Source organism: Peptoniphilaceae bacterium AMB_02 (genome assembly GCA_036321625.1).
GTDB classification, from domain to species: Bacteria; Bacillota; Clostridia; order Tissierellales; family Peptoniphilaceae; genus Microaceticoccus; species Microaceticoccus formicicus.
Genome location: CP143259.1, coordinates 2,350,417 through 2,372,812, shown reverse-complemented (window position 1 = coordinate 2,372,812; position 22,396 = coordinate 2,350,417). Strand labels below are relative to the sequence as shown.

The window sequence follows — 22,396 nt, the reverse complement described above, 5'->3', positions numbered from 1 at the left end:
TTATCTCAAAAAACTACAATTTAGGGTTGTATTATAAGTACTCATAATGTATTATATTATAATCAAGTTTAAATTTTTTAATATTTAAAAGATGTGGTAAATTTTATTGGTGTGGGTGTTTAATTGCATACAATCGCTGGCAACTCGAAACATGAATACAAAAGATAGGAAAGCTCTAAATAGTCGTATACGATAGTGTATAGTTATAAACAATACCATAATTTTCATATTGACATCGTAGAGGTCACTGGTTCGAGCCCAGTATGCCCCACCATTTAAACGGCTAAGTTTAGCCGTTTTTTCTTTTTCGATTAATTTGTATTTCTCAGACGCACTATATGTCAATTTTTGGAATAAGATTTATAATCACTTCTGTAGAAATCATCATTTATTAATAGAAAAAGTATTTGCTCTTCACTTCAATACGGATCGTTAAGGTGAATTATGCTTTTACGTACCCTAATTTGAGGTAGTATTAATTTATTTAGAATGGACGGTATTTTTATGAATTTGGAAAAGGTTTTGGCGTATTTCATAATATATGCCATAGGCGGATGGATGGTGGAAGTTGCATACGCAGCATATACAGAAAAGAAATTTGTGAATAGGGGAATGCTCAATGGACCGGTATGTCCCATATATGGATTCGGAGTATTGCTGGTGCTTTTATTATTGGAACCTGTAAATAATAATCTGCCTATTTTGTTTATTGCGTCGGTAATAATATGTAGTGTACTTGAATATGTAACAGGATTTTTACTTGAAAAAATACTACATACAAGATGGTGGGATTACTCGGATTTTAAATATAATTTAAGCGGATACATCTGTCTCAGTTTCTCCATATACTGGGGGATATTTTGCGTATTAATAGTTCATTTTGTACAGCCCTCGATAGCTAAATTTGTCGGTTTGGTAAATACAAAATTACTGCTTTTTATCTTCGTTTTCGCTTATACATTGCTTATTATAGACTTTGCTGTAACAGCTCAGACATTGTACAAATTAAGATTGAAACTGGTAAGAATGGATAAAATCGCAAAAGACATGAGGGTTTTATCAAATGATCTGGGTTATAGGATTTATGAGAGGACTATGAAAGTCGAAGGTTTAATTGATGAAAATAAGTCTTTTATGGAGAAGTTCGGCTACGATATAGAGCAGTTTATAAGTAAACTTGAGAAAAGAATAGAAACAAGAGTTGAGGATATTCAAGCAGCTAAAACCAGATTAAAGGAGATACGTAAGAGGATTAAATCTGAGGGAGATTTAAAAATACCCGGTTTAAGGAGACTACTTAGTGCCTTTCCTTCAATTAAGTCTGAAAGATACAGCGAAGCCTTGGCTGAGATAAAAGATAGAATAAATAAACAGAATAATAAATAATTGAATAGCTTAAGAAAAGCAAAAAGACGGGGAGTATTCTTTCAATTATACCCGTCTTTTTATTTGCCTAAAATTTAGAATCTTAAATTAATTAGCTTACAATATTGTAATATTATTATCATTCTTTTAATGCTGACAGAAACGGGGTCAGGCTTGACATAATTGACTTTTTCGCATATAAATCCATTTAAAATCACTATAAGCCAGCATTCGGTGCGTTAATTATACATTTTAGTGTATGTATATCAATCTGTAATCATAAGTCTTATATTATTTTATCCAACGATTCTTTTATTGCTTTTATCCACAATATTACAAATTAGTTATATATGACGTCCTTATAAATACTCTTTCCGCAATCGCGGAAATTTTTTATAATCGTTATTATATAGCGGATGATGGTTACTGTTTTTGAAAAATTCTGGGGTCTTTTTGGGCGTCTAAAACTAGGACATTAAATTATTTAGCTTACAATACTGTAGTATTATTATCATTCTTTTAATGTATAATAAAAGTATAGAAAAACTGAAAGATAATAGTTCTTTCTTTAGAAATCAAAAGAAGCTAAATTGCAGCAAGCATATTATTTAAGTGTGAGGGGGTGATTAAATTAAAGCTTTAAATAATAGATTCATCGTAATATTGATTATCTGCTTTTTGTTAACAGGGGGATACCTAATTTCTCATACGGAGTTTATTGAAGATATGAAATATAGAGTGAATGAATTAACATGGGGTTTTAAAACAAATAAGAATGGATTTAATGGCGAGTCATTTCTGGTAATCGACAATGCGAGTGGTAGTGTGATTATATCTAAGAACGAAAATGAAAAATATAATCCTGCAAGCATTGCCAAATTATTTGTGATTGACTATATTCTGACGATGGCTGATAAGGGTACTATAATTGAAGGTGAAAAGGACGCATTGAAGCTGGTAAAAAAGGGTTCTTCTAAAGCTGATTTAAACCCGGATAAGTATACACTGGAGAATTTAATAGCTGCAATGTTGGTGCCATCCGGTAATGATGCCGCATATGTTGTAGCGAATCATTTTGGAAATCTTATCTATCCTAACGCACAAAATATTAAAGATAGAATTAAGTACTTTATGAATGGTCTTGGAGAACATCTTAAAACTGAAGGCTACGATGATACGGTTTTGTACGATCCAAGTGGCTATGATTACGATGCAAAAACTTCTGTGAAGGATATCGAGTCGGTAACTAATAAACTTCTAAAGCATGAATGGATTAGAAATATTGTAAAACAAGCCACATACACAACAACACTGCCTAATGGGAAAACAGTCAGTTGGAAAAATACAAATGATTTTCTAAATGATAAATCTAAAGTATACAATCCTAAAGTAGAGGGTATGAAAACAGGCTCTTTGGGCGATGTTTTTAATTTGGTTGTCTTATATAATGATGGAGATAGAGAATTTCTTATCTGTAGTTTGGGGTCCCACTCCAATAAAGGGCGCTACGAGGATGTCAGCTTTATTATTAAAACCATTGACCAATTGAGAAACTGCGTGAGTTCAAATACTCAAAAATCAATCCAATAAAATGAAAAAACTGCCCAATAACGGACAGTTTTTTATTATGGATTACATATTTTACACGGGATATAACGTGACCCGGCTGAATCTTCTCTACTAAGAAGTTCCTTTTTATTATGTTTGTTCATCTTTTTTACCGCTTTGCAATTTGGATGGTGAAACTTATTTGATTTTACGTTGCCTATATATAGAGCTTCAATTTTAGCGGAACTTGAGATAGGAACATCGTCAATTTGAGTGCTGCAGTCCATACACCAAAGTCCTGTATCATTCTCTCGGGTTTTCGATTAAAGTACAAAATGTTAATAACGAAAGAAGGTTAAGAAATAATTATGAGTTTCAAATAGAAAATTGAATAAAAGGAGCATTTGTGAAAAGAGAAGATGATAACCTTTTTAGATTAGGAGGGATTCAATGAGTATTGAGAGTGGATTTTAAAGAAAGAACTATAGAATCTTACCTTTTGGAAGGTTAATTTTTTATGCCTTTTACAGCAGTATATGCTTTTGCATACCATAAGGAATCTATTTATACATCTGTATTAATAGGTATCCTAGTGCCGTTTATCGGGTATTTGCTGTTTGCATTACCTTGTATATTTGTGACACGTAAAATTCCACCATTTCATAAAAGTAGATATAAATATATTTCACTATTGTGCATAGTAGTTACAATCATTATAATATGGGCTATTAGAACAAATGCATGAATATCAAGATATGAATTCGAGGATACTCTCAATTTACTGAATAATAATGATGAGATAACTCTGATATTTACATCTGAAAACTGAAAATATTGAAAAGATACGAAGAGTATTTACTATAGAGCAGTGAACAAGCAAAAAAATTCCTGTAGTAGGGGTTGACTTAACAGATAAAGTAGAAAGTGATTTATTAGAGTTTTATAATAAAATTAATATTGAAAATACCAGTCAAGTCCCGGTAATTACAAAGTTCAAATAAGGTAAAGAAATTGAAAGATTAGTATGTTTACAAAAATATGCGGTAATAGATGATTTTATTAAAAAGAAAAAATAATGTACATTATAAAAGGAGATGTGTCAGAAAGTGAACATTCTGATACAGCTCCTTTGTTTAAATCAGAAAGATAATTATACTCTTTTTATTTATGTGGTAATATTCTTTTTACCGCTACAAGAGAATTAATTCTCTCCTCTGCCATTTTATCGGCAGCTCTATATGTTGGAATCTTATCTTCTTTTGCAATTTCGAAAACTCTCTTACAAGCATCGTATATTAGAGAAGTGTTTGCCATTGCTCTGTCCTTATCGTAACCTTTCATCTCCTGAGCAACATTTATTGCGCCTCCGCTATTAATTACATAATCCGGAACGTATAGGATACCCTTCTTATCCAGAATATCTCCATGTACATTCTCAGCAAGCTGGTTATTGGCACTTCCTGCAACTATCTTGCACTTTAACTCTTCAACGGTAAAATCATTTATTATTGCACCCATTGCACATGGTGAGAAGATGTCGCATTCTACTCCATATATTTTATCGGGAGCAACGGACTCGGCACCGAACTCATTGACAACTCTATCGATAGAGGCTTTCTTAATATCGGTGACAATTAACTTTGCTCCGGCATTTACTAGTAACTCGGATAGATAATAACCTACAGAGCCAACCCCTTGTATTGCTACAACTTTACCTTTTAAATCATCTGAACCATAGACTTCATTAGCTGCAGCTTGTATACCTCTAAAAGTACCATATGCAGTTACCGGAGCAGGATTACCGCTCTTATGCTCAATACCTACTACATTTTCAGTTTCAAGATTTACAAAGTCCATATCTGCAGTTGTCGAGTTTACATCCTCTGCGGTTAAGTATCTTCCATTCAATCCTTCTACAAATCTACCGAAAACTCTAAATAGAGCTTCGCTTTTAATAGTATCAGGGTCTCCTAGAATTACAGATTTTCCACCGCCGAGATCAAGTCCTGCAGCCGCATTCTTATAAGTCATTCCTCGTGCAAGTCTTAGGACATCGTTCAATGCCTCATCTTCCGATTTATAATCAAGTATTCTACATCCACCAAGAGCAGGGCCCAAGGTAGTATCATGTATACATATAATAGCTTTTAAACCCGTATCCTTATCTTGGCAAAATATTACTTGCTCATAATCATGTTCCATCATTCTATCAAAAATTTTCATCATAAACCTCCCAACAAATTAAATCAATTTACTATATAACTTTATAGTAGTTAAATTATAACACGATTTAAATCTGTATAACAACAATTTTTTTGTATTAATATAGATGTTTATAAACAATAATACGCTATTTGAACTACCATATATTAAGAAATAAACGCATATATTACATAAACATAATGAAAATCCATTACCTTTTATGAAAAAAAAGAAAAAAGATTATTGCAAAAGAATAGAAGGCATGTTATAATTATTTAAGTTAGTCGAGTCTAACTTAAATAATTTAGCAAATACTTAATAAGGAGCGATTTATGAAAAAGATAATATTAGTAATTGGATTAGTACTGGCAATGCTCTTAACTGCATGTACGCCTGTAAATAAAAATGAAAATAAGAATGAAAGTGTGAATGATAACAAAGTAAGTGATGACAAAAAGATAGTAGCTTCATCCACTTCATTTATCAATGATATGGTAAAAGTTTTAGCTGGTGATTTTGTTCAGAGAGAATTAATCATACCTGCCGGAGAAGATCCACATGTCTATGTTGCTAAACCCGAAGATTTAAACAAGATAAAAAACGCAAACCTGGTTCTCTATCATGGACTTCATTTTGAAGGTAAGATGATTGAAATGCTTGAAAAAGTTGGACAGAATATTACTTCAGAATTTTCAGGAGAAGATACTACGATTATGGAGGATGACGGAGAAACTGTTTTAGATCCGCATTTTTGGTTTGATTTAAATCTATATAAAAAGGCTATAACAAAAGTTGCAGAACATCTTGAAAAACTAGTACCTGAAAAATCTAAAGAGATTAAAGAAAATTTAAATGTATATATGACTAAACTTGACGAACTTGACAAAGAAAACAGGGAGCTGTTAGATCAGATACCTAAGGAAAGTAGATATTTGGTAACTCCTCATGATGCTTTTAACTACTTTAGTAGATATTACAATATCGAAGTTGTCGCGCCTCAAGGTGTGAGCACTCAATCTGAGGTCGCTAATAAGGATCTGGAGGATACAGCCAGTTTGATTGCTGAGAAAAAGATTAAGGCAATCTTCGCTGAAACCACAACAGATCCACAGAGAATGGAGAAATTAAAAGAAATTGTAAGAAGTAAGGGTTCGGATGTAAAAGTTGTCTCAGGTCATGGGAATGAGTTATTCTCAGATTCATTAGCTCCGGAGGGAGAGAAAGGAGATAGTTTCATAGACATGTATAGACATAATGTAAAACTCATCTCTGACAACTTGAAGTAAGAAAGAGTGATTTTATGAATAAAGCAATAGTTGAAATAGAAGATTTTTCTATAGCATATCTGGAAAAGCCGGTTGTATTCGATGTGGATTTGAATTTTATAGAAAATTCAGTCACTGCAATTATCGGCCCTAATGGTGCGGGTAAGTCTACCTTGATTAAAGGAATTTTAGGACTTATCAAACCATTATCCGGAGAGGTAAAAGTTTTTGGTAAAAAGATAGAAAAATCTTTAAAAAGAATAGCGTATATACCACAGACAGAGACTGTAAACTGGGATTTTCCAGTAACTGTTAAGGATGTGGTGTTGATGGGAAGATATGTCCATACAGGACTGTTTAAAAAACCAAGTGAATTCGATAAAAGAAAAGCAATGGAAGCCATTGAAGAAATGGGAATCTTGGAATTTTCCGATAGACAAATATCTGAATTGTCGGGAGGTCAGAAACAGAGAGTGTTTTTTGCAAGGGCAATATGTCAGGATGCAGATTTATACTTTATGGACGAACCGCTAAAAGGTCTAGATGTAAAAACTGAAAGAGTAATAATGTCAAAATTTAAGGAGTTCAAAGCAAACGGAAAAACTCTTGTAGTTGTGCATCACGATCTAAGCACTATCGCGGAAAATTTTGACCATATAGTAATGATAAATAAGAGAATTATTTCAGACGGACCGACCGATGAAGTTTTCAATGACAAAAATATTGAACTTTGCTATGGAGTAGGTGTGTAAATGAACACCATAACTTCTTATTCATTTATAATAATTGCCATTGGAACATCTCTACTTGGGATTGCTTCTTCGATGGTAGGAGTGCTTGCAGTAAATAAGGGGCAGAGTCTTGTAGGAGATGCAGTTGGTCATGCCGCGCTACCGGGAGTAATCCTAGCTTTTATGTTATTTGAAACCAGAAATCCGGGCATACTGATACTTGGAGCTGCTCTTACAGCTACGGCTGCATACTTTTTAATTGAGATAGTTTCCAGTATGACAAAAGTAAGTTCGGATGCCATGCTTGCAATAGTATTATCGGGTTTTTTTGGAGGAGGATTGATACTAAAGAGTTATATATCCGGAAACCCTTCATATTCACCGCAATTGCAAGCCGGATTATCAAACTATATATTTGGACAAGCAGCATATATTATGAGAAATGATGTTTACTATATCGCAGGGATTTCGATATTGACAATCTTTTTGATTATACTGTTCTTTAAAGAATTTAAAGTTTTTATTTTCGATGAAGAGTATGCATATATGATTGGCTTGAACTTGAAACTTTTAAGAGTTTTATTGATGTTTTTAATGATAATGATAATTGCATCAGGATTGAAACTCGTTGGAGCAATACTCATATCTAGCTTTTTAATAATACCGACAATAACAGCTTCACTTTGGACAGATAAATTCAAGAACAATATCGTAATATCTTCAATTTTAACTTTATGTAGTACACTGACGGGAACTTACTTGAGTTCTTTAATGAAGGGCTTGTCGACAGGAGCCACCATAATCCTAATAATGGGACTCTTATTTATAATCTCCTCTATAATATCACCTAAGGGGATACTGAGAAGGAGGTATATAAATGTATGAAGTTTTAATAATTTTGATACTTGCCTCTACTCTCTGCGCTATTAACGGAACATTTTTGGTACTAAGAGGGATATCGATGATTGCAGATGCGATAAGCCACTCTGTACTTTTAGGAATAGTCCTTACCTTTTTTATAGTGAGGGATGTAGGATCGCCATTATTAATGGTTGGCGCGGCGCTTTTTGGACTACTAACCGTGTATTCGGTGGAAAAGATATCTACCAAGCTAAAAGTCCATAAAGATGATGCAATTGGAATTGTATATACGATTTTCTTTGCACTCGCCATTGTGCTTATTAGTAAATTTATAAGAAATGCACATATAGATACTGAGATTGTCCTTCTCGGAGAAATTCTTTTCCAACCACTTAACAGAATGGATATACTGGGAATAAGCCTTCCTGTAAAAACAGTTCATATGAGCGTACTGCTAATAATAAATATAATCATACTTGCACTCTTTTATAAAGAAGTCAAAATTGCAACTTTTGATGAAGAATATGCGAAACTGTCAGGAGTAAAGATAAAAATTATTTTTTATACACTTATGTTTATAACTTCAATCAATGCAGTAGCATCATTTGATGCAATTGGCGCCATACTCGTCATATCCTTTATGATTGCGCCGGCTGCCAGCAGTTATTTATTGACCAAAGACTTAAAGTATACGCTTTTAGTAGCAGTTCTTTATGGTGTTATAAACAGTTTAATCGGATATATTTTTGCACTTCAATATAATGTATCCATGGCAGGATCAGCCGCCCTAGCAGGACTCTTAACATTTTTATTGACAGTAGTCTTCTATAAGGGTGGAATAATAACAACGATAATACTGAGAAGGAAAAAACTGCAAAACCTGTATAGTACTGTTATTCTAATGCATATATACAATCACTATAAGGACGAAGATAGATTTATAGAACTTGGAAGAGATAGCATCTCAAAACATCTAGGTTGGACAAATACAGAAACAGAAAAGAGAATTAAAACACTACTCGACTCAGGAGATGTGAAACTGGATGACAAAAACAATTACTACACATTAACTGAATCAGGACTAAAAAGAACAGAAAAACTAAGAACAGAGTACAACTATTAATTACCCATAAATCATACCCCGAAAAATGCAATCTTCATAACTAGAAGATTGCATTTTTCATCTAAAACCAAATCTCCACATAAACGGGGTCAGGCTACACTTTTTTTAAGTAAAATGGATAATAATATATATCTAATTTTAAATAAGCCTAATACTGATGGGTTAATATATTTATATAAATAGAATAGTATATATGCATAGACTTATTGAAGCCTATCATATTTTATACTAATTTCTAAACTTTTTTATTATTTTTCGTAAATATCAAGTATCCAAAAGGGATCAGTATAATTGTTATGAAAAAATTATCCTTCAATTAAATAATTATGAGGTTTAAAAGAAGTGGAGTTATAAATATATCAAAATCTTCGATAGTCTATAAAGTATTATTATCAAATTTCTTACTTATATTATCTATAATATCATCGAAATGTTTGCCATATTTCCCTTCCGAATACTCAAATCTAATGTTGGATACCCTTGTAGGCGATATTTTCAAATATGTTGCAATTTCTTTGTTTGAAAGCATGCTAAAATTTGTAGCAATGATAGTAAAGTATTTTCTGTAATCAGATGTTTTTAGTTTTAGAAATATATCTTTTTTCACAAGCTCAATTGCTTTGTCAATTTCTTCAGTTGTTACATTTCTGCGATTTATAATATTTTCTTGCTCCTTGAACCATGCCGAAGATTGACTGAGTTCTAAATCCTCACTACTCATATAATGATTTTCGAGCTCCAAATCTATATCGCCGGCTTCTCCTAATAACCATAGGTAACTTGTAATGGAATTACTTCTATCAAGTCCTATTATTTGAAACAATTCATCAATATCACATAGATCATTTTTACTTGTGTTCATTATCTCATTATGGCTAGACCATTCATACTTTTCAGCACTATCGACAAGTCCTGCTTTTTTAGGATTATTATGTATATAGGCGATGAGAGACAAATAATAAGCCTCGTCAGAACATGGAAAAGATTTAAATCTCTGTTGAAAAACATGACCTGTTTCATTGTACTTAAAGTTAAAATATTGAGTATAACTCTGTTGTATACCTGCCATGAATTTTGAAAGACTAGTATCGCTTTGTTTGAGTAATAGATGTATATGATTATCTATAAAACAATATGCGAGGATTTTAAATTTAAACCTCTCTTTGTACCTATGAAGAAGATGAAGATATCTAATGCGATCATTGTCGTCTTTAAAAATATCTTGAGAATTATTGCCACGTACTATTACATGATGAATCATTCCACTATCTTGAACTCTAGGTTTTCTTGCCATTTTATCTACCACCTTGTAATTGATAATATAACCATATCATATTAATGCATAAAAAATTATTAAAAATCTATGAATTTAAATCATATAAATGATTAAATATAATATAAATATAATAAAAATACAAAATAGTTTAAAAAAGTGTAGCCTGACCCCATTTACTGTATTTTAAAATAGAAAAAAATATCCTCCAATGAGAATGGTAATAGTAATAGCGCAAACAAATCACTAATGAACCAACTCAAAGGAGGATATACATGAAGTATACTCAAAATAAAAAGTTAATGCAAATTACGTCAAAAGTTTAACCTGGATCCATTTGGGGTTTTGGGGATAAGAAAAGCACAGTTCGATGAACTATGCTTTCTATTTTATACTGCTATTGGAATTGTGTATTTAGTTAGGTCGGGGTTGTAGTCCAATAATTCGAAGTCGTCTATTGTGATTTCGTAAAAGTTTTTTACATCATTATTTAGTACGAGTTTTGGGACCGGTTTGTTTTCATCGTATTTGCCGATGATTTCATCGACTATTGGCATATGTCTGTTGTAAATGTGGAGGTTTTGAACGAAGTGAACAAATTCTCCGGGTTCATAGCCTGTTACTTTTGCGACCATCAATAGGAGTGCATAATACTGAAATGCATTTATTCCACCTGGAGCTGCTGCTGCCAGGAAGTCTCCACTTCTTTGGATTAGCGTCATATTAAGTCTATTGCCGGCAACGGTCCACATGGTCATAAATGCACATGGGATAAGTGTCATGTCTGCCAGCTCGTTCATATTTAGCATGGTCATAAAATGTCTTCTGTTCAGTGGATCGTTTTTTAAGCCATTTATAAGTCTATCAATTTGATTGGTCATTTCGCCTGTTTCAGGGCTTTTAAATTCCTTACATATCTGATAACCATAAGCTGTTCCAAGGTTTCCTTCACTATTAGCCCATTCATCCCAATAATTGACATTGTACTTTTCTTTTAAGAGATTAACATCATTGCATTTATCCTGGTAAATCCATAAAATCTCTTTGATTGCAGTTTTCCATGCGATTCTCCTCAGTGAAATAAGTGGAGTTTCTGAAGGATTATAGCTTATAAACTGTTGTGGAAGGTAGATGGCATATGCACTCTCTCCATCATCCCATACAGGTCTAACCTCAGAGTTTGGCACATCTAGTTCTGATATTCCGATTGTCTTAATTTTATTAGCCATTTCCATATATAATTTATCTACTCTGGACATTTTTTCTCCTTTCTCTCTTAAATGAGTATCTAATAAGTTATTTGATTATTTTTATACTTGTTTAAATGAATCTAATCGCCATTTTATTAGAAAACATAATTCAGTTAAGCTCTATCGTCTTTTTATATTATACCCTATAAAACCCTATAAAAAAATAATCTTATGTTTAAGTAAGATAGAATAATTTATACATATAAGGATATCTTATAAATCGATAAGAAAAATCAATATTAGGAATAGAAATTTAGGATATAATAGAGGTAGTCCTAAGTGACTATCAAATAATTTGGAGGGGAGTAAATGAAAAAGAAGTTTTTAACGCTAATTTCGCTACTAATGGTATCGGTAATGCTATTCGCAGCTTGTTCACCGACTAAGCCTGCTGAAGACCAGAAAACTGAAGTAGCTGACGATAAGAGTGGCGAAGTTAAAGAAGAGACAAAAGAAGAACCAAAAGAGGAACCAAAGGAAGAGAAAAAAAAGACTGAAGATGAAGCTAAATTAAATTTTGAAGGTAGAACTTTAAATGTTGTAGCGACTTCAGAGTCATATGTACCTCTATTTGAAAAGTTTACCGAAAAGACAGGTGCTAAAGTTGAGTTCTTATCAATGTCATCAGGTGAAGTGCTTTCAAGAGTAAAAGCTGAAGGTGGAAAACCTATGGCGGATCTTTGGTTTGGGGGCGGACTTGACGCTTTTATCCAAGCTAAGAACGATGATTTATTAGAAGCTTATAAATCACCAAATGCTGAAGATATAGATGCAAAATTCAAAGATGCTGATGGATACTGGTATTCTAAAGGGATAACAGTTGTCGGCTTACTAGTAAACAACGATGTACTTGAAGAGAAGGGACTTGAGGCTCCTAAGGGATGGAAAGATCTTGCAGATCCCAAGTACAAAGATGAAGTTATCATGTCCAGTCCTGCAATTTCCGGAACTAATTATGCAGCTCTAAAAGGTTGGCTAGATTTATGGGGTGAAGAAGAAGGATGGAAATTCTTTACTGAACTCAATGAAAACATAACTGCATATGGTAAAAGAGGCAAGGATCCATTTGAAAAGACAATAGCAAAAGAGTTTGCGATAGGCATCATTCCGGCTGACAAATCAGCTCATGATGCTATGAAGGAAGAGAATGTAACTCTTATATTCCCTGAGGAAGGAATCCCTTGGGTACCTGAAGGAGTTGCAATATTCAAAGGCTCTGACAATGTAGATATAGCTTCTGCTTTTATCGACTTTATGTATGAGCCTGAATCCCAAAAGATGATTGCTGAAATCGACGGTAAGGACACTAATCAATTAGTTAAACCGGGAGCTGAAGGATTTGACCTTGGACTTGATCCAAGTAAACTTATAGATGAAGATCTTTCAACATTCGGCAGTGCCAGAGAAGCCATACTTGAAAAATTCCAAAGTATTGCGGGAGACAAATAGAATTAAATAGATAGATTAAACAAGCCTACAAAAGTATTAAAACTTTAGTAGGCTTGCTCTATCAATATTAGATAATTATGGTATATAATAATCATTAAAGATAGTTTTAAATATGCCTTTACATAGACGAAAGAGTGATAGAGATATGAAGATTTCAAAACATAGAGAGAATATCAACAGATTTTATAATGTACTCGATGTGCTACTGATAATAATCGTGGCGGTATCGGTAATACTTTTTATCCTATATCCCATGTGGATGGTTATGGTAAAAAGTGTAAACATAGATGGGATATACAGTCTCGATATATATAAAAATCTAATAAAAAACAGTACCAAACTCATAACCAACTCCCTAATGGTTGCAATATCAACGACAGTGCTAACTACTGTAATGACCGTAATAATATCTGTTTATGCATCACTTACTAAAAAGTGGGTCGGGAGATTAATAAATCTAACCTTGATGCTCACCATGATATCTCCTCCATTTGTAACCTCTTTGTCGTATATAACCCTATTTGGGAAAAGAGGTTTTATAACTCATGACATACTCGGATTGACACTTAACACCTATGGTTTTTACGGGATAGTGCTTATGCAGTCGCTCGGGTTTATTTCACTGAGCTCAATACTCTTAATCGGCATAATAAAATCACTTAACTCAGATACAATACAATCAGCTAGAGATTTGGGAGCTGACACGGGAAGTATTATCTTCGATATAATTATTCCTATGATAAGACCGGGGATTCTGGTCGTTGCTGTCCTGGCATTTGTACGCTCACTTGCTGACTTTTCAACGCCTGCAATTATAGGAGGCTCATACAATACGCTCGCAGCGGAAAGTTATTTTTCAGTCATTGCCTACAGTAATCTAAATAGAGCCGCAGCCATCAATACTCTAATATTTATACCTGCACTTATCGGATTCCTTATCTTTAGACATTATATGAACAGACTTCCGATGATGGGAGGAAGTACAACCGGTTCTGACGGATTAAACCTACCCAGATCAGGGAAGATATACCGAATCTTTGGGGTTTTGACGATTCTATTCCTATTCATACTGATAATGCAATACGGTTCTATATTTCTCAGTGCAATCACTAAAAAAACACGTGGCGTAATGTATTTTACACTTGAAAATATAGTAGAAAGTAAAAACCATATCAATACCACCATCTTCAGATCCATAGGATACTCGTTAATTGCAGCCATTGGAGGAACTACTATAGGATATTTATTATCCTACTATAGGGAAATAAGAAAAGTGAGATTGATGAAAGTAATTGATTTTATCGCTACAATGCCCTATATAATACCCGGGACCTTTTTTGGTTTGGGTTATATACTCGCATTTAATGATTACCCCTTACCACTTACAGGTACAGCTACAATAGTTATACTGAATGTGTTATTTAAACAGCTTCCGTTTTCAACCAAAATTGCGGATTCTACTATAAAACAGATTAGACCTGAGAGTATCGACTCATGTAAAGACCTCGGCGGTCATGAGATGAATGTACTCAAAGATATCATGATACCGTCCAGTAAACCGGGATTCTTCTTATCCTTTATAAACAACTTTACGGCAACCATGACCACTGTCGGATCGATAATATTCTTGGTCTACCCGGGTCAAAAACTGGCAACACTCATAATGTTCGATGTAATACAATCAGGTAAGTATAGGATAGGAGCTGTTATTGCCTGCCTATTAATACTCGTAGTAATGCTTTTCAACATATCTTTTTATTTACTGTTTCTATCGGATAAAAAGAAAACGAAGCAAAGCTCAAATTAGAAAGGGAGATGCATATGTTTCTTCAAATAGAGAACTTTACAAAAAAATACGGAGATATAACCGTTGTTGATAACTTGAGTTTTGAAGTGCCTCAAGGAGAACTGCTATGCGTTCTTGGACCCAGTGGATGTGGAAAAACAACAGTTTTAAGGGCCATAGGAGGTTTTCTCGAAATGACTAGCGGAAAAATAATATTGGACGGGGAAGATATAACAGAACTAGATCCAAGCGAGAGACAGGTATCTACAGTTTTTCAGTCCTATGGATTATTTCCGCATATGACGGTACTTGAAAATATCGGATACGGTCTAAAGTTTAGAGACATTTCTGCATCCGCCAGGAAAGAAAAAGCCATGGAATATTTAAAACTGGTCAAACTTGACAACCATGGCGAAAAAAAAATATCTGAGCTTAGCGGAGGTCAGCAGCAGAGAGTTGCGCTTGCAAGATCACTTGTCATCGAACCTAAAGTATTATTACTGGATGAACCACTATCAAACCTTGACGCAAAACTCAGAGTCGAAATGCGAGAAGAAATAAGGAGAATTCAAAGTGCAATTAATATGACCACTATATTCGTAACCCATGATCAAGAAGAAGCTTTCTCCATTAGCGACAGGATACTGCTTTTGAACAAAGGAAAATTGCAACAAATAGGAACTCCGGAGACAATCTACAATCATCCTACCAATGATTTTGTTTGGAACTTTGTAGGTAGAGTCAATATTTTGGATAGAGAACAGTATATAAGACCGGAAACGATTATACCAAATCCAAAAAGTGATATTAAAGTTAGGATAAACAAGGTAGAGATACTCGGTTCAACAATACTGTATTATTTTGAACACGAAGGAAATACCCTCACCATGCTTAGACTCAATGATGGTAAAGAAAAATTCATGCCTGGAGAAATAATCGGAATAGATATTTTATAATGAAAGGTAAATAATACTAGTCCTTACAGATAAAAATTCACATTATCTAAAACCTCATATGGGGTAATGAATAGGGCAAGCATATAAAAAATAATTAATCTTAAAATGATTATGTACAAATCTTAATAATTTCACTAAAAGACAACTTGTATTTGATTATCATAAGCTAGAATAATGCAAATGTGTATTTTTACATAAATATTTAAAACAGGAGCATGATAGTTGTTATACATTTATCAAATGCAAAAATACTGATTTTCACACTTAGCTAAAGTGTAAACTATAATAATACGATAAATAAGCTGATAGCAGAGGATTAGGACTATAAGCATCTGCTGATAAACGTTATCATTTAGCGGTCTATATGAACTATGTCAAGGGTAATACGATTGACTTTAGCACACTTTTGAAGTATTATATATTTGAGAAAGTGTTAAAAAGATTTATATATTCAAATTTTGAATTTGAAGATATATTTTTTTAATTATTTTTGCATATAAATACATAATGTAGTAGGTTTTATGCAATAATTAGGAGTTAACACATCAAGAAATAGAGGAGGATTATATGAGCTTTGTATTTGATTTTGAAGCAAACAAGGATAAACTGAAAGAATTTGAGAGCTTTATTGCTGAAAAGGGAAGTTCTAGGGGATCTTTAATGAGTGTATTACATAAAGGACAAATCTTATTTGGATATCTGCCGATTGAGATTCAAGAGTTGGTATCTAAAAAAATGAATATCCCTCTAGCGGAAATCTATGGAGTAGTTACTTTCTACTCACAATTTTCACTTGTTCCTAAGGGACGTTATGAAATTGGTGTCTGTATGGGAACGGCCTGCTATGTACGTGGAGCCAAGAAAATATTGGATGAAGTAATCGAAGAGTTGGAGATAGGTGTAGGAGAGACTTCAAAGGACATGCTGTTCTCTATCCAAGCCACGAGATGTGTAGGAGCATGTGGTCTTGCACCTGTAATGATGATTTCCGGAGATGTTTATGGAAAACTTAAAGGTGGCGAGATAAAAAACATTCTCGCAAAATATAGAGACTAGGAGGGAATAATATGAATCTTGAGCAATTAAGGGAAATAAAAGAGAGAGTACTTCCGACTATGTCACTTAGAAAAGACATTTGGTCGGACATACCATCTGTTTATAATAAGCAAGTATTAATCTGTATGGATACAGGATGTAAATCCTCAAGAGCAGATGTCTTGGAGCAGGAATTTAGAAAAGAAGTAGAAGCTAAAGGTTTGACTGATGAGATAGATATCAGAAGAGTTGGTTGTTTTGGACTTTGTGAAGCGGGACCGATAGCTATAGTGTATCCGGGTGAGAAGTTTTATGCTTACTTAAAGCCGGAAGATGCTAAAACAATCGTTGAAGAGGACCTTATCGGCGGCAATACTGTAGAGAAATTAATCTTTAAAGAAGCTCTTACTGATGGAGCTATGCAGGGATTATACGATGTTGCATTCTATAGAAAACAGAAGAAATTGGCTACAGGAAACTGTGGAGTTATAGATCCTGACAGTATAGAAGAATATATTGCAGTTGACGGTTATTTAGCGCTATATAAAGTACTTAATGAAATGACGCCTGAAGATGTTATAAACGAACTTAAAGAATCCGGCCTCAGAGGTAGAGGGGGCGGAGGCTTCCCGACAGGACTAAAATGGGAATTCACTAAAAATGCAAAGGGCGACATAAAATACGTAGTAGTAAACGCTGACGAAGGAGACCCGGGTGCGTTCATGGACAGATCCATCCTGGAGGGAGATCCTTTTACTATTATCGAAGCGATGACAATCGCAGGATATGCAATAAATGCACATCAAGGCTTTATCTATATCAGAGCAGAGTACCCTTCTGCAGTTAAAAAGCTGGAAAACTGTATCCAGATTGCTACTTCAATGGGGCTACTGGGCAAGAATATAATGGGTTCGGGATTTGATTTTGAACTTGAGATAAGACTTGGGGCCGGAGCTTTTGTTTGTGGTGAAGAGATGGCGCTTATTGAGTCCATCGAAGGAAAGAGGGGGATACCAAGAAACAAACCTCCATTCCCTGCAAATGAAGGACTATTTGGCAAACCGACACTTATAAATAATGTCGAGACATTAGCTAATATACCGAGAATTATAAACCATGGTCATGAGTGGTTCAGATCTTTCGGTACAGAAAAATCACCGGGAACGAAAGTATTTACACTGGGTGGAGATATTAACAGAACCGGTATCATTGAAGTACCAATGGGGCTTACACTAAGAGAAATAATCTTCGAAGTTGGTGGAGGAATCATCGGTGGAAAAGAATTTAAAGCAGTACAAACAGGTGGACCATCCGGAGGATGTATTACAGCTGAGCATCTTGATACGCCTATAGACTATGACAATCTGTCAGCGCTCGGATCCATGATGGGTTCAGGTGGAATGATAGTAATGGATGAAGACACTTGTATGGTTGATATTGCCAGATTCTTTCTAGAATTTACAGTTGATGAATCCTGCGGGAAATGTACACCATGTAGAGAAGGTACTAAGAGAATGCTGGAGATGTTGGAAACAATAACTCATGGAAATGGAACTCCTGAAATGGTTGAAAAACTTGCATCACTTGGTGAAACCATAAAGGCAACCTCTCTATGCGGACTTGGACAAACTGCTCCTAACCCGGTATTGTCTACCATGAGATACTTTAAACAAGAGTATGATGATCACGTATCTAATGATACATGTATTGCCGGAATTTGTAGAGACCTCGTAAGCTATACGATTAATGACAATTGTACAGGATGTACACTTTGTGCTAGAAAATGTCCTGTTGAATGTATAACAGGCGAAAGAAGAGAGATGCATTATATCGATCAAGAAGCATGTATACAATGTGGAGATTGCTATGCTGCATGCAACTTTAACGCCATAGATAGAGGTGGAAGACTATGAGAGAAGTAAATCTGATCATTGATGGGATACCTGTAACTGCCAGAGAGGGTGAAAATCTGGTAGAAGCAGCAAAAAGAGTCGGAATAATAATACCTACCCTTTGTTACCTGAAAGATTTAGATGTCGTCTCTGCTTGTAGGATGTGTTTAGTAAAAATCGAAGGAATACCTAAACTGATGACAGCTTGTTCTACACCGGTAAGTGATGGAATGGTTGTAGAAACTGAAAATGAAGAGATAGTAAATCACAGAAAGATGCTACTAAGATTATATCTTGACAATCATCCAAACGACTGTTTGACCTGTCAGAAAGCAGGAGAGTGTGAATTACAAAACCTTTCATATAGATATTCGGTAACATTTAGAGAACATGACGGAGCCAGAAGAGGAAACAAATACGCTGAATTCTCAGATGCATCGAGTCCATATATACTTAGAGACGAGAGTAAGTGCATACTTTGCGGTAGATGCGTAAGAACCTGTGCACAAGTTGAAACTAGAAATGTACTTACATTTGCAGAGAGGGGATTCGTAACTAAGATTTCTGCAGATGCAGATCAATCGCTGGAAGAGTCTACATGTGTATCTTGTAACAGATGTGTGACAGCTTGTCCGGTAGGTGCACTAATGGATAGAAGAGCTTACGGCAAAACCAGGTCCTGGAGTGCAAAAGTCAAAGGCGTGAAATGTAAAGCTTGTGACTATGGATGTAATATGGAAATTCTATACGATAAGGATGTTCCGGTAGCTGTTAGAGCGAGAGACCCTCAAGGTAGATGCAGACCGCTTTGCCTAAGGGGAAGACTTGCAACTGAACTGGAATACGTCTATGGTCCGGATGATCCATATGTAAAAGTTGAAACTGAAGACGGAAATAAATTTGAAAAAGCAACTTGGGCTAGAGCCCTTGAGCTTGAAGGAGTTTTAGAAAAACTCAGGATTCTCGAGGAGGACGACCATGAATAAGGTTAAAATCAACGGAATTGAATATACCTTTGATGACGGTCTTACCATTTTGGAAGCTTGTAAAGAAATAGGCATTGACATACCTACATTTTGTCATGATGAGAGGCTGAAAAGCTCCTCATCATGCCGTATATGTGTTGTAGAAGTCGCCGGCAGAGGACTTGTCACATCTTGCTCGGCAGAACTTGTCGACGGAATGGAAATTGAGACCGATAATGAATTAGTATATCAATCAAGAAAAGAATTGCTCGATTTACTGTTCTCAAATCATCCAAATGATTGTTTGACCTGTGCTAAATCGGGTGAATGTAAACTGCAAGACTACTGTTATGAATACGATGTAATGGAAGGTTCGTATAGGTCTGAAGACAATAAAAACTATGTGATAGACGATTCGAATCCGTTTTATACCTATGACGCAAATAAATGTATACTTTGTGGAAGATGCGTTAGAGCATGTTCTGAACTACAAGTGACAAATGCCATAGGTTTCCAGGATAGAGGATTTGCTGCCAAAATCGTAGCACCATTTGATCAGGGGATTGAACAATCGGTTTGCGTTTCTTGCGGTAACTGCGTTGCTGCCTGTCCTACTGGAGCATTGATGCCAAAAACCAGAGACAAGTTTAGGCTTTGGGAAGTTGAAAGAACCAAGACTACATGCCCTTATTGTGCAGTAGGATGTCAACTTAATTTACTTACTAAAAATGGCAGAGTAGTTGGAGCTGAACCTTACTGGAGAAGCGAACCAAATAACGGAATGCTATGTGTAAAAGGAAGATTTGCATACAATTTCATAAATCATCCCGACAGACTTAGAACTCCACTCATAAAGAGAAACGGAGTATTTGAAGAAGCTACTTGGGAAGAAGCACTTAGTTTAATTACCGAAAAATTAACTGAAATTAAAGAAAAACATGGTCCGGACAGCATCGGAGGATTCTCCTGTGCAAGAGCGACCAATGAAGATAACTATATATTCCAAAAATTTATGCGCGCGGCGATCGGTACCAATAATGTGGATCACTGCGCCAGGGTCTGACACGCTCCTACAGTTGCAGGTCTTGCAACCACACTAGGCAGCGGTGCCATGACAAATAGTATTAAAGAAATCGAGGATACCGACTGTATATTCCTGATTGGATCGAATCCGACAGAAGCACATCCGGTACTTGGAACCTTTATGAAGAGAGCTCGCTTAAAGGGAGCTAAAGTAATTGTCGTAGACCCTAGAAGAATCGAAATGGCGGAATATGCCGACATTCATATACCTATTAAACCTGGGACAAATATAGCATTTATCAATGCCATATGCCATGTAGTCTATGAAGAAAAACTATATGACGAAGAATACATTAAGAATAGAACTGAAGACTTTGAAGAACTAATAGAAACAATCGCACCTTATACTCCGGAATATGCTGCTGAAGTATGCGAGATTGACGCTGAAGATATAAGAAGAGCAGCCAGAATGTACGCAACTGCAGAAAAAGCCGGAATCTACTACTGCTTAGGTATAACCGAGCATACTACAGGTACGAGAAATGTAATGAGTTTATCCAATCTTGCAATGATGACCGGAAACATCGGAAAAGAATCAGCAGGAGTTAACCCTATCAGGGGACAAAACAATGTTCAGGGTGCATGTGACATGGGAGCATTACCTGCAGACTATCCTGGATATCAAAAGGTGTTTAAGCCTGAGGTAAAAGAAAAATTTGAAAAAGCTTGGGGCGTAGAACTTTCCGGAGAGATAGGAATGACTGCTACAGAGATGTTACCGGCAGCTATAGAAGGCGATTTAAAAGGCCTCTATATATTTGGTGAAGACCAAGCCTTATCAGATCCTGATTTAGCCCATGTTAGAAAAGCTTTCAACAGCTTAGACTTTCTAATTGTGCAGGATATGTTTATGACATCTACTGCCGAATTTGCAGACGTAGTACTTCCTGCTACATCATATGCAGAGAAGGATGGAACTTTCACAAATACAGAAAGAAGAGTACAAAGAGTAAGAAACGCCATACCTCCACTATCTGGATCCAGAGTAGACTGGGATATTATAACCGATATTTCAAGGAGAATGGGCTACCATATGCAATACAATTCCTCAGAGGAAATCTTTGATGAAATGGCATCCTTGACACCTTCATATGCCGGAATAAGCTATCCTAAGATAGATGGTCTTGGTGTTCAGTGGCCTTGTCCTACTGCAGATCATCCGGGAACCAGATTTATGCATAAGGATATAATGGCAAGAGGTGTAGGACTATTTATGCCATTTGAAAATGTCGAACCTGCAGAAGTCGTGGATGAAGAATATCCATACATCTTAAGTACAGGAAGAAACCTATATCAGTACAATGTCATCACCATGACAGGTAGAACAGAAGGAATTATGCAAAAAGAAGGAAGTTCGTATGTAGAGATCAGCGAAGAACTTGCAGGAAGTCTGGGAATCGAACATGGTGAACTTATAGAATTGGCATCCAGAAGAGGAAGAATAAAAACAACAGCCAGAGTTACAGACGCAATCCGAGACAATATAATGTATATGCCTTTCCACTATGTCGACGGAGCGGCTAACGAATTGACCAATGCTGCACTTTGTCCTAATGCAAAGACACCTGAATATAAAGTAGCAGCAGTAAAAATAGAAAAAATAGGAGGATAA

The 22,396-nt window shown here is 35.1% G+C and carries 16 protein-coding genes; 13 read left to right on the top strand and 3 right to left on the bottom strand.

The genetic code is table 11. From position 1 onward, the window contains the following. Positions 1-489: 489 nt before the first annotated feature. Positions 490-1,386: a hypothetical protein gene (locus tag VZL98_11245; GenBank protein ID WVH63253.1), complete on the top strand. Its 897-nt coding sequence runs from the start codon at positions 490-492 to the stop codon at positions 1,384-1,386. Between the two features lie 705 nt (positions 1,387-2,091). Continuing rightward, positions 2,092-2,955 carry a serine hydrolase gene (locus tag VZL98_11240; protein ID WVH63252.1) on the top strand — a complete coding sequence of 288 codons (864 nt, stop codon included), beginning with the start codon at positions 2,092-2,094 and terminating at the stop codon, positions 2,953-2,955. Between the two features lie 1,119 nt (positions 2,956-4,074). On the opposite strand, the gene VZL98_11235 is transcribed toward VZL98_11240, so the two are convergent. After that, a complete protein-coding gene (locus VZL98_11235; GenBank protein ID WVH63251.1) occupies positions 4,075-5,136 on the bottom strand; it encodes a Glu/Leu/Phe/Val dehydrogenase in 1,062 nt (353 codons plus the stop codon). A gap of 311 nt (positions 5,137-5,447) precedes the next feature. On the opposite strand from VZL98_11235, the gene VZL98_11230 reads away from it, so the two are divergent. Genes VZL98_11230 through VZL98_11215 form a run of 4 tightly spaced genes read left to right on the top strand, consistent with a single transcriptional unit; the run spans position 5,448 to position 9,095 of the window. Next, positions 5,448-6,401, top strand: coding sequence for a zinc ABC transporter substrate-binding protein (locus VZL98_11230; protein WVH63250.1), 954 nt, complete (start codon positions 5,448-5,450; stop codon positions 6,399-6,401). A gap of 14 nt (positions 6,402-6,415) precedes the next feature. Continuing rightward, positions 6,416-7,132: a metal ABC transporter ATP-binding protein gene (locus VZL98_11225; GenBank protein ID WVH63249.1), complete on the top strand. Its 717-nt coding sequence runs from the start codon at positions 6,416-6,418 to the stop codon at positions 7,130-7,132. After that, entirely contained in the window at positions 7,133-7,996 is an 864-nt protein-coding gene (locus VZL98_11220) for a metal ABC transporter permease (GenBank protein WVH63248.1), read from the top strand. After that, entirely contained in the window at positions 7,989-9,095 is a 1,107-nt protein-coding gene (locus VZL98_11215) for a metal ABC transporter permease (GenBank protein WVH63247.1), read from the top strand. The genes VZL98_11220 and VZL98_11215 overlap by 8 nt, the downstream gene beginning before the upstream one ends. Before the next feature lie 376 nt (positions 9,096-9,471). Here the strand turns inward: VZL98_11215 and VZL98_11210 are convergent, their stop codons facing one another. Both VZL98_11210 and thyA read right to left on the bottom strand, forming a co-directional pair. Next, a complete protein-coding gene (locus VZL98_11210) occupies positions 9,472-10,389 on the bottom strand; it encodes a transposase (protein WVH63246.1) in 918 nt (305 codons plus the stop codon). A 368-nt stretch (positions 10,390-10,757) separates the two neighbouring features. Beyond that, positions 10,758-11,627 carry a thymidylate synthase gene (gene thyA, locus VZL98_11205; protein ID WVH63245.1) on the bottom strand — a complete coding sequence of 290 codons (870 nt, stop codon included), beginning with the start codon at positions 11,625-11,627 and terminating at the stop codon, positions 10,758-10,760. 300 nt (positions 11,628-11,927) lie between these two features. On the opposite strand from thyA, the gene VZL98_11200 reads away from it, so the two are divergent. From VZL98_11200 to fdhF, 7 genes are all read left to right on the top strand, one after another. After that, on the top strand, positions 11,928-13,067 hold the full coding sequence (locus VZL98_11200; GenBank protein ID WVH63244.1) for an ABC transporter substrate-binding protein: 1,140 nt from the start codon (positions 11,928-11,930) through the stop codon (positions 13,065-13,067). Positions 13,068-13,212: 145 nt separating this feature from the next. Next, entirely contained in the window at positions 13,213-14,874 is a 1,662-nt protein-coding gene (locus VZL98_11195; protein ID WVH63243.1) for an iron ABC transporter permease, read from the top strand. 14 nt (positions 14,875-14,888) lie between these two features. Next, entirely contained in the window at positions 14,889-15,809 is a 921-nt protein-coding gene (locus VZL98_11190) for an ABC transporter ATP-binding protein (GenBank protein ID WVH63242.1), read from the top strand. A gap of 567 nt (positions 15,810-16,376) precedes the next feature. Then, the gene (locus tag VZL98_11185; protein ID WVH63241.1) at positions 16,377-16,865 is read left to right on the top strand and encodes an NAD(P)H-dependent oxidoreductase subunit E; all 489 of its coding nucleotides are present in this window, start codon (positions 16,377-16,379) and stop codon (positions 16,863-16,865) included. An 11-nt stretch (positions 16,866-16,876) separates the two neighbouring features. Further along, positions 16,877-18,757, top strand: a complete 1,881-nt coding sequence (nuoF, locus tag VZL98_11180; GenBank protein ID WVH63240.1) for an NADH-quinone oxidoreductase subunit NuoF — start codon at positions 16,877-16,879, stop codon at positions 18,755-18,757. Next, positions 18,754-19,722 carry a 2Fe-2S iron-sulfur cluster-binding protein gene (locus tag VZL98_11175; GenBank protein WVH63239.1) on the top strand — a complete coding sequence of 323 codons (969 nt, stop codon included), beginning with the start codon at positions 18,754-18,756 and terminating at the stop codon, positions 19,720-19,722. The genes nuoF and VZL98_11175 overlap by 4 nt, the downstream gene beginning before the upstream one ends. Further along, on the top strand, positions 19,715-22,396 hold the full coding sequence (gene fdhF, locus VZL98_11170; GenBank protein ID WVH63238.1) for a formate dehydrogenase subunit alpha: 2,682 nt from the start codon (positions 19,715-19,717) through the stop codon (positions 22,394-22,396). The genes VZL98_11175 and fdhF overlap by 8 nt, the downstream gene beginning before the upstream one ends.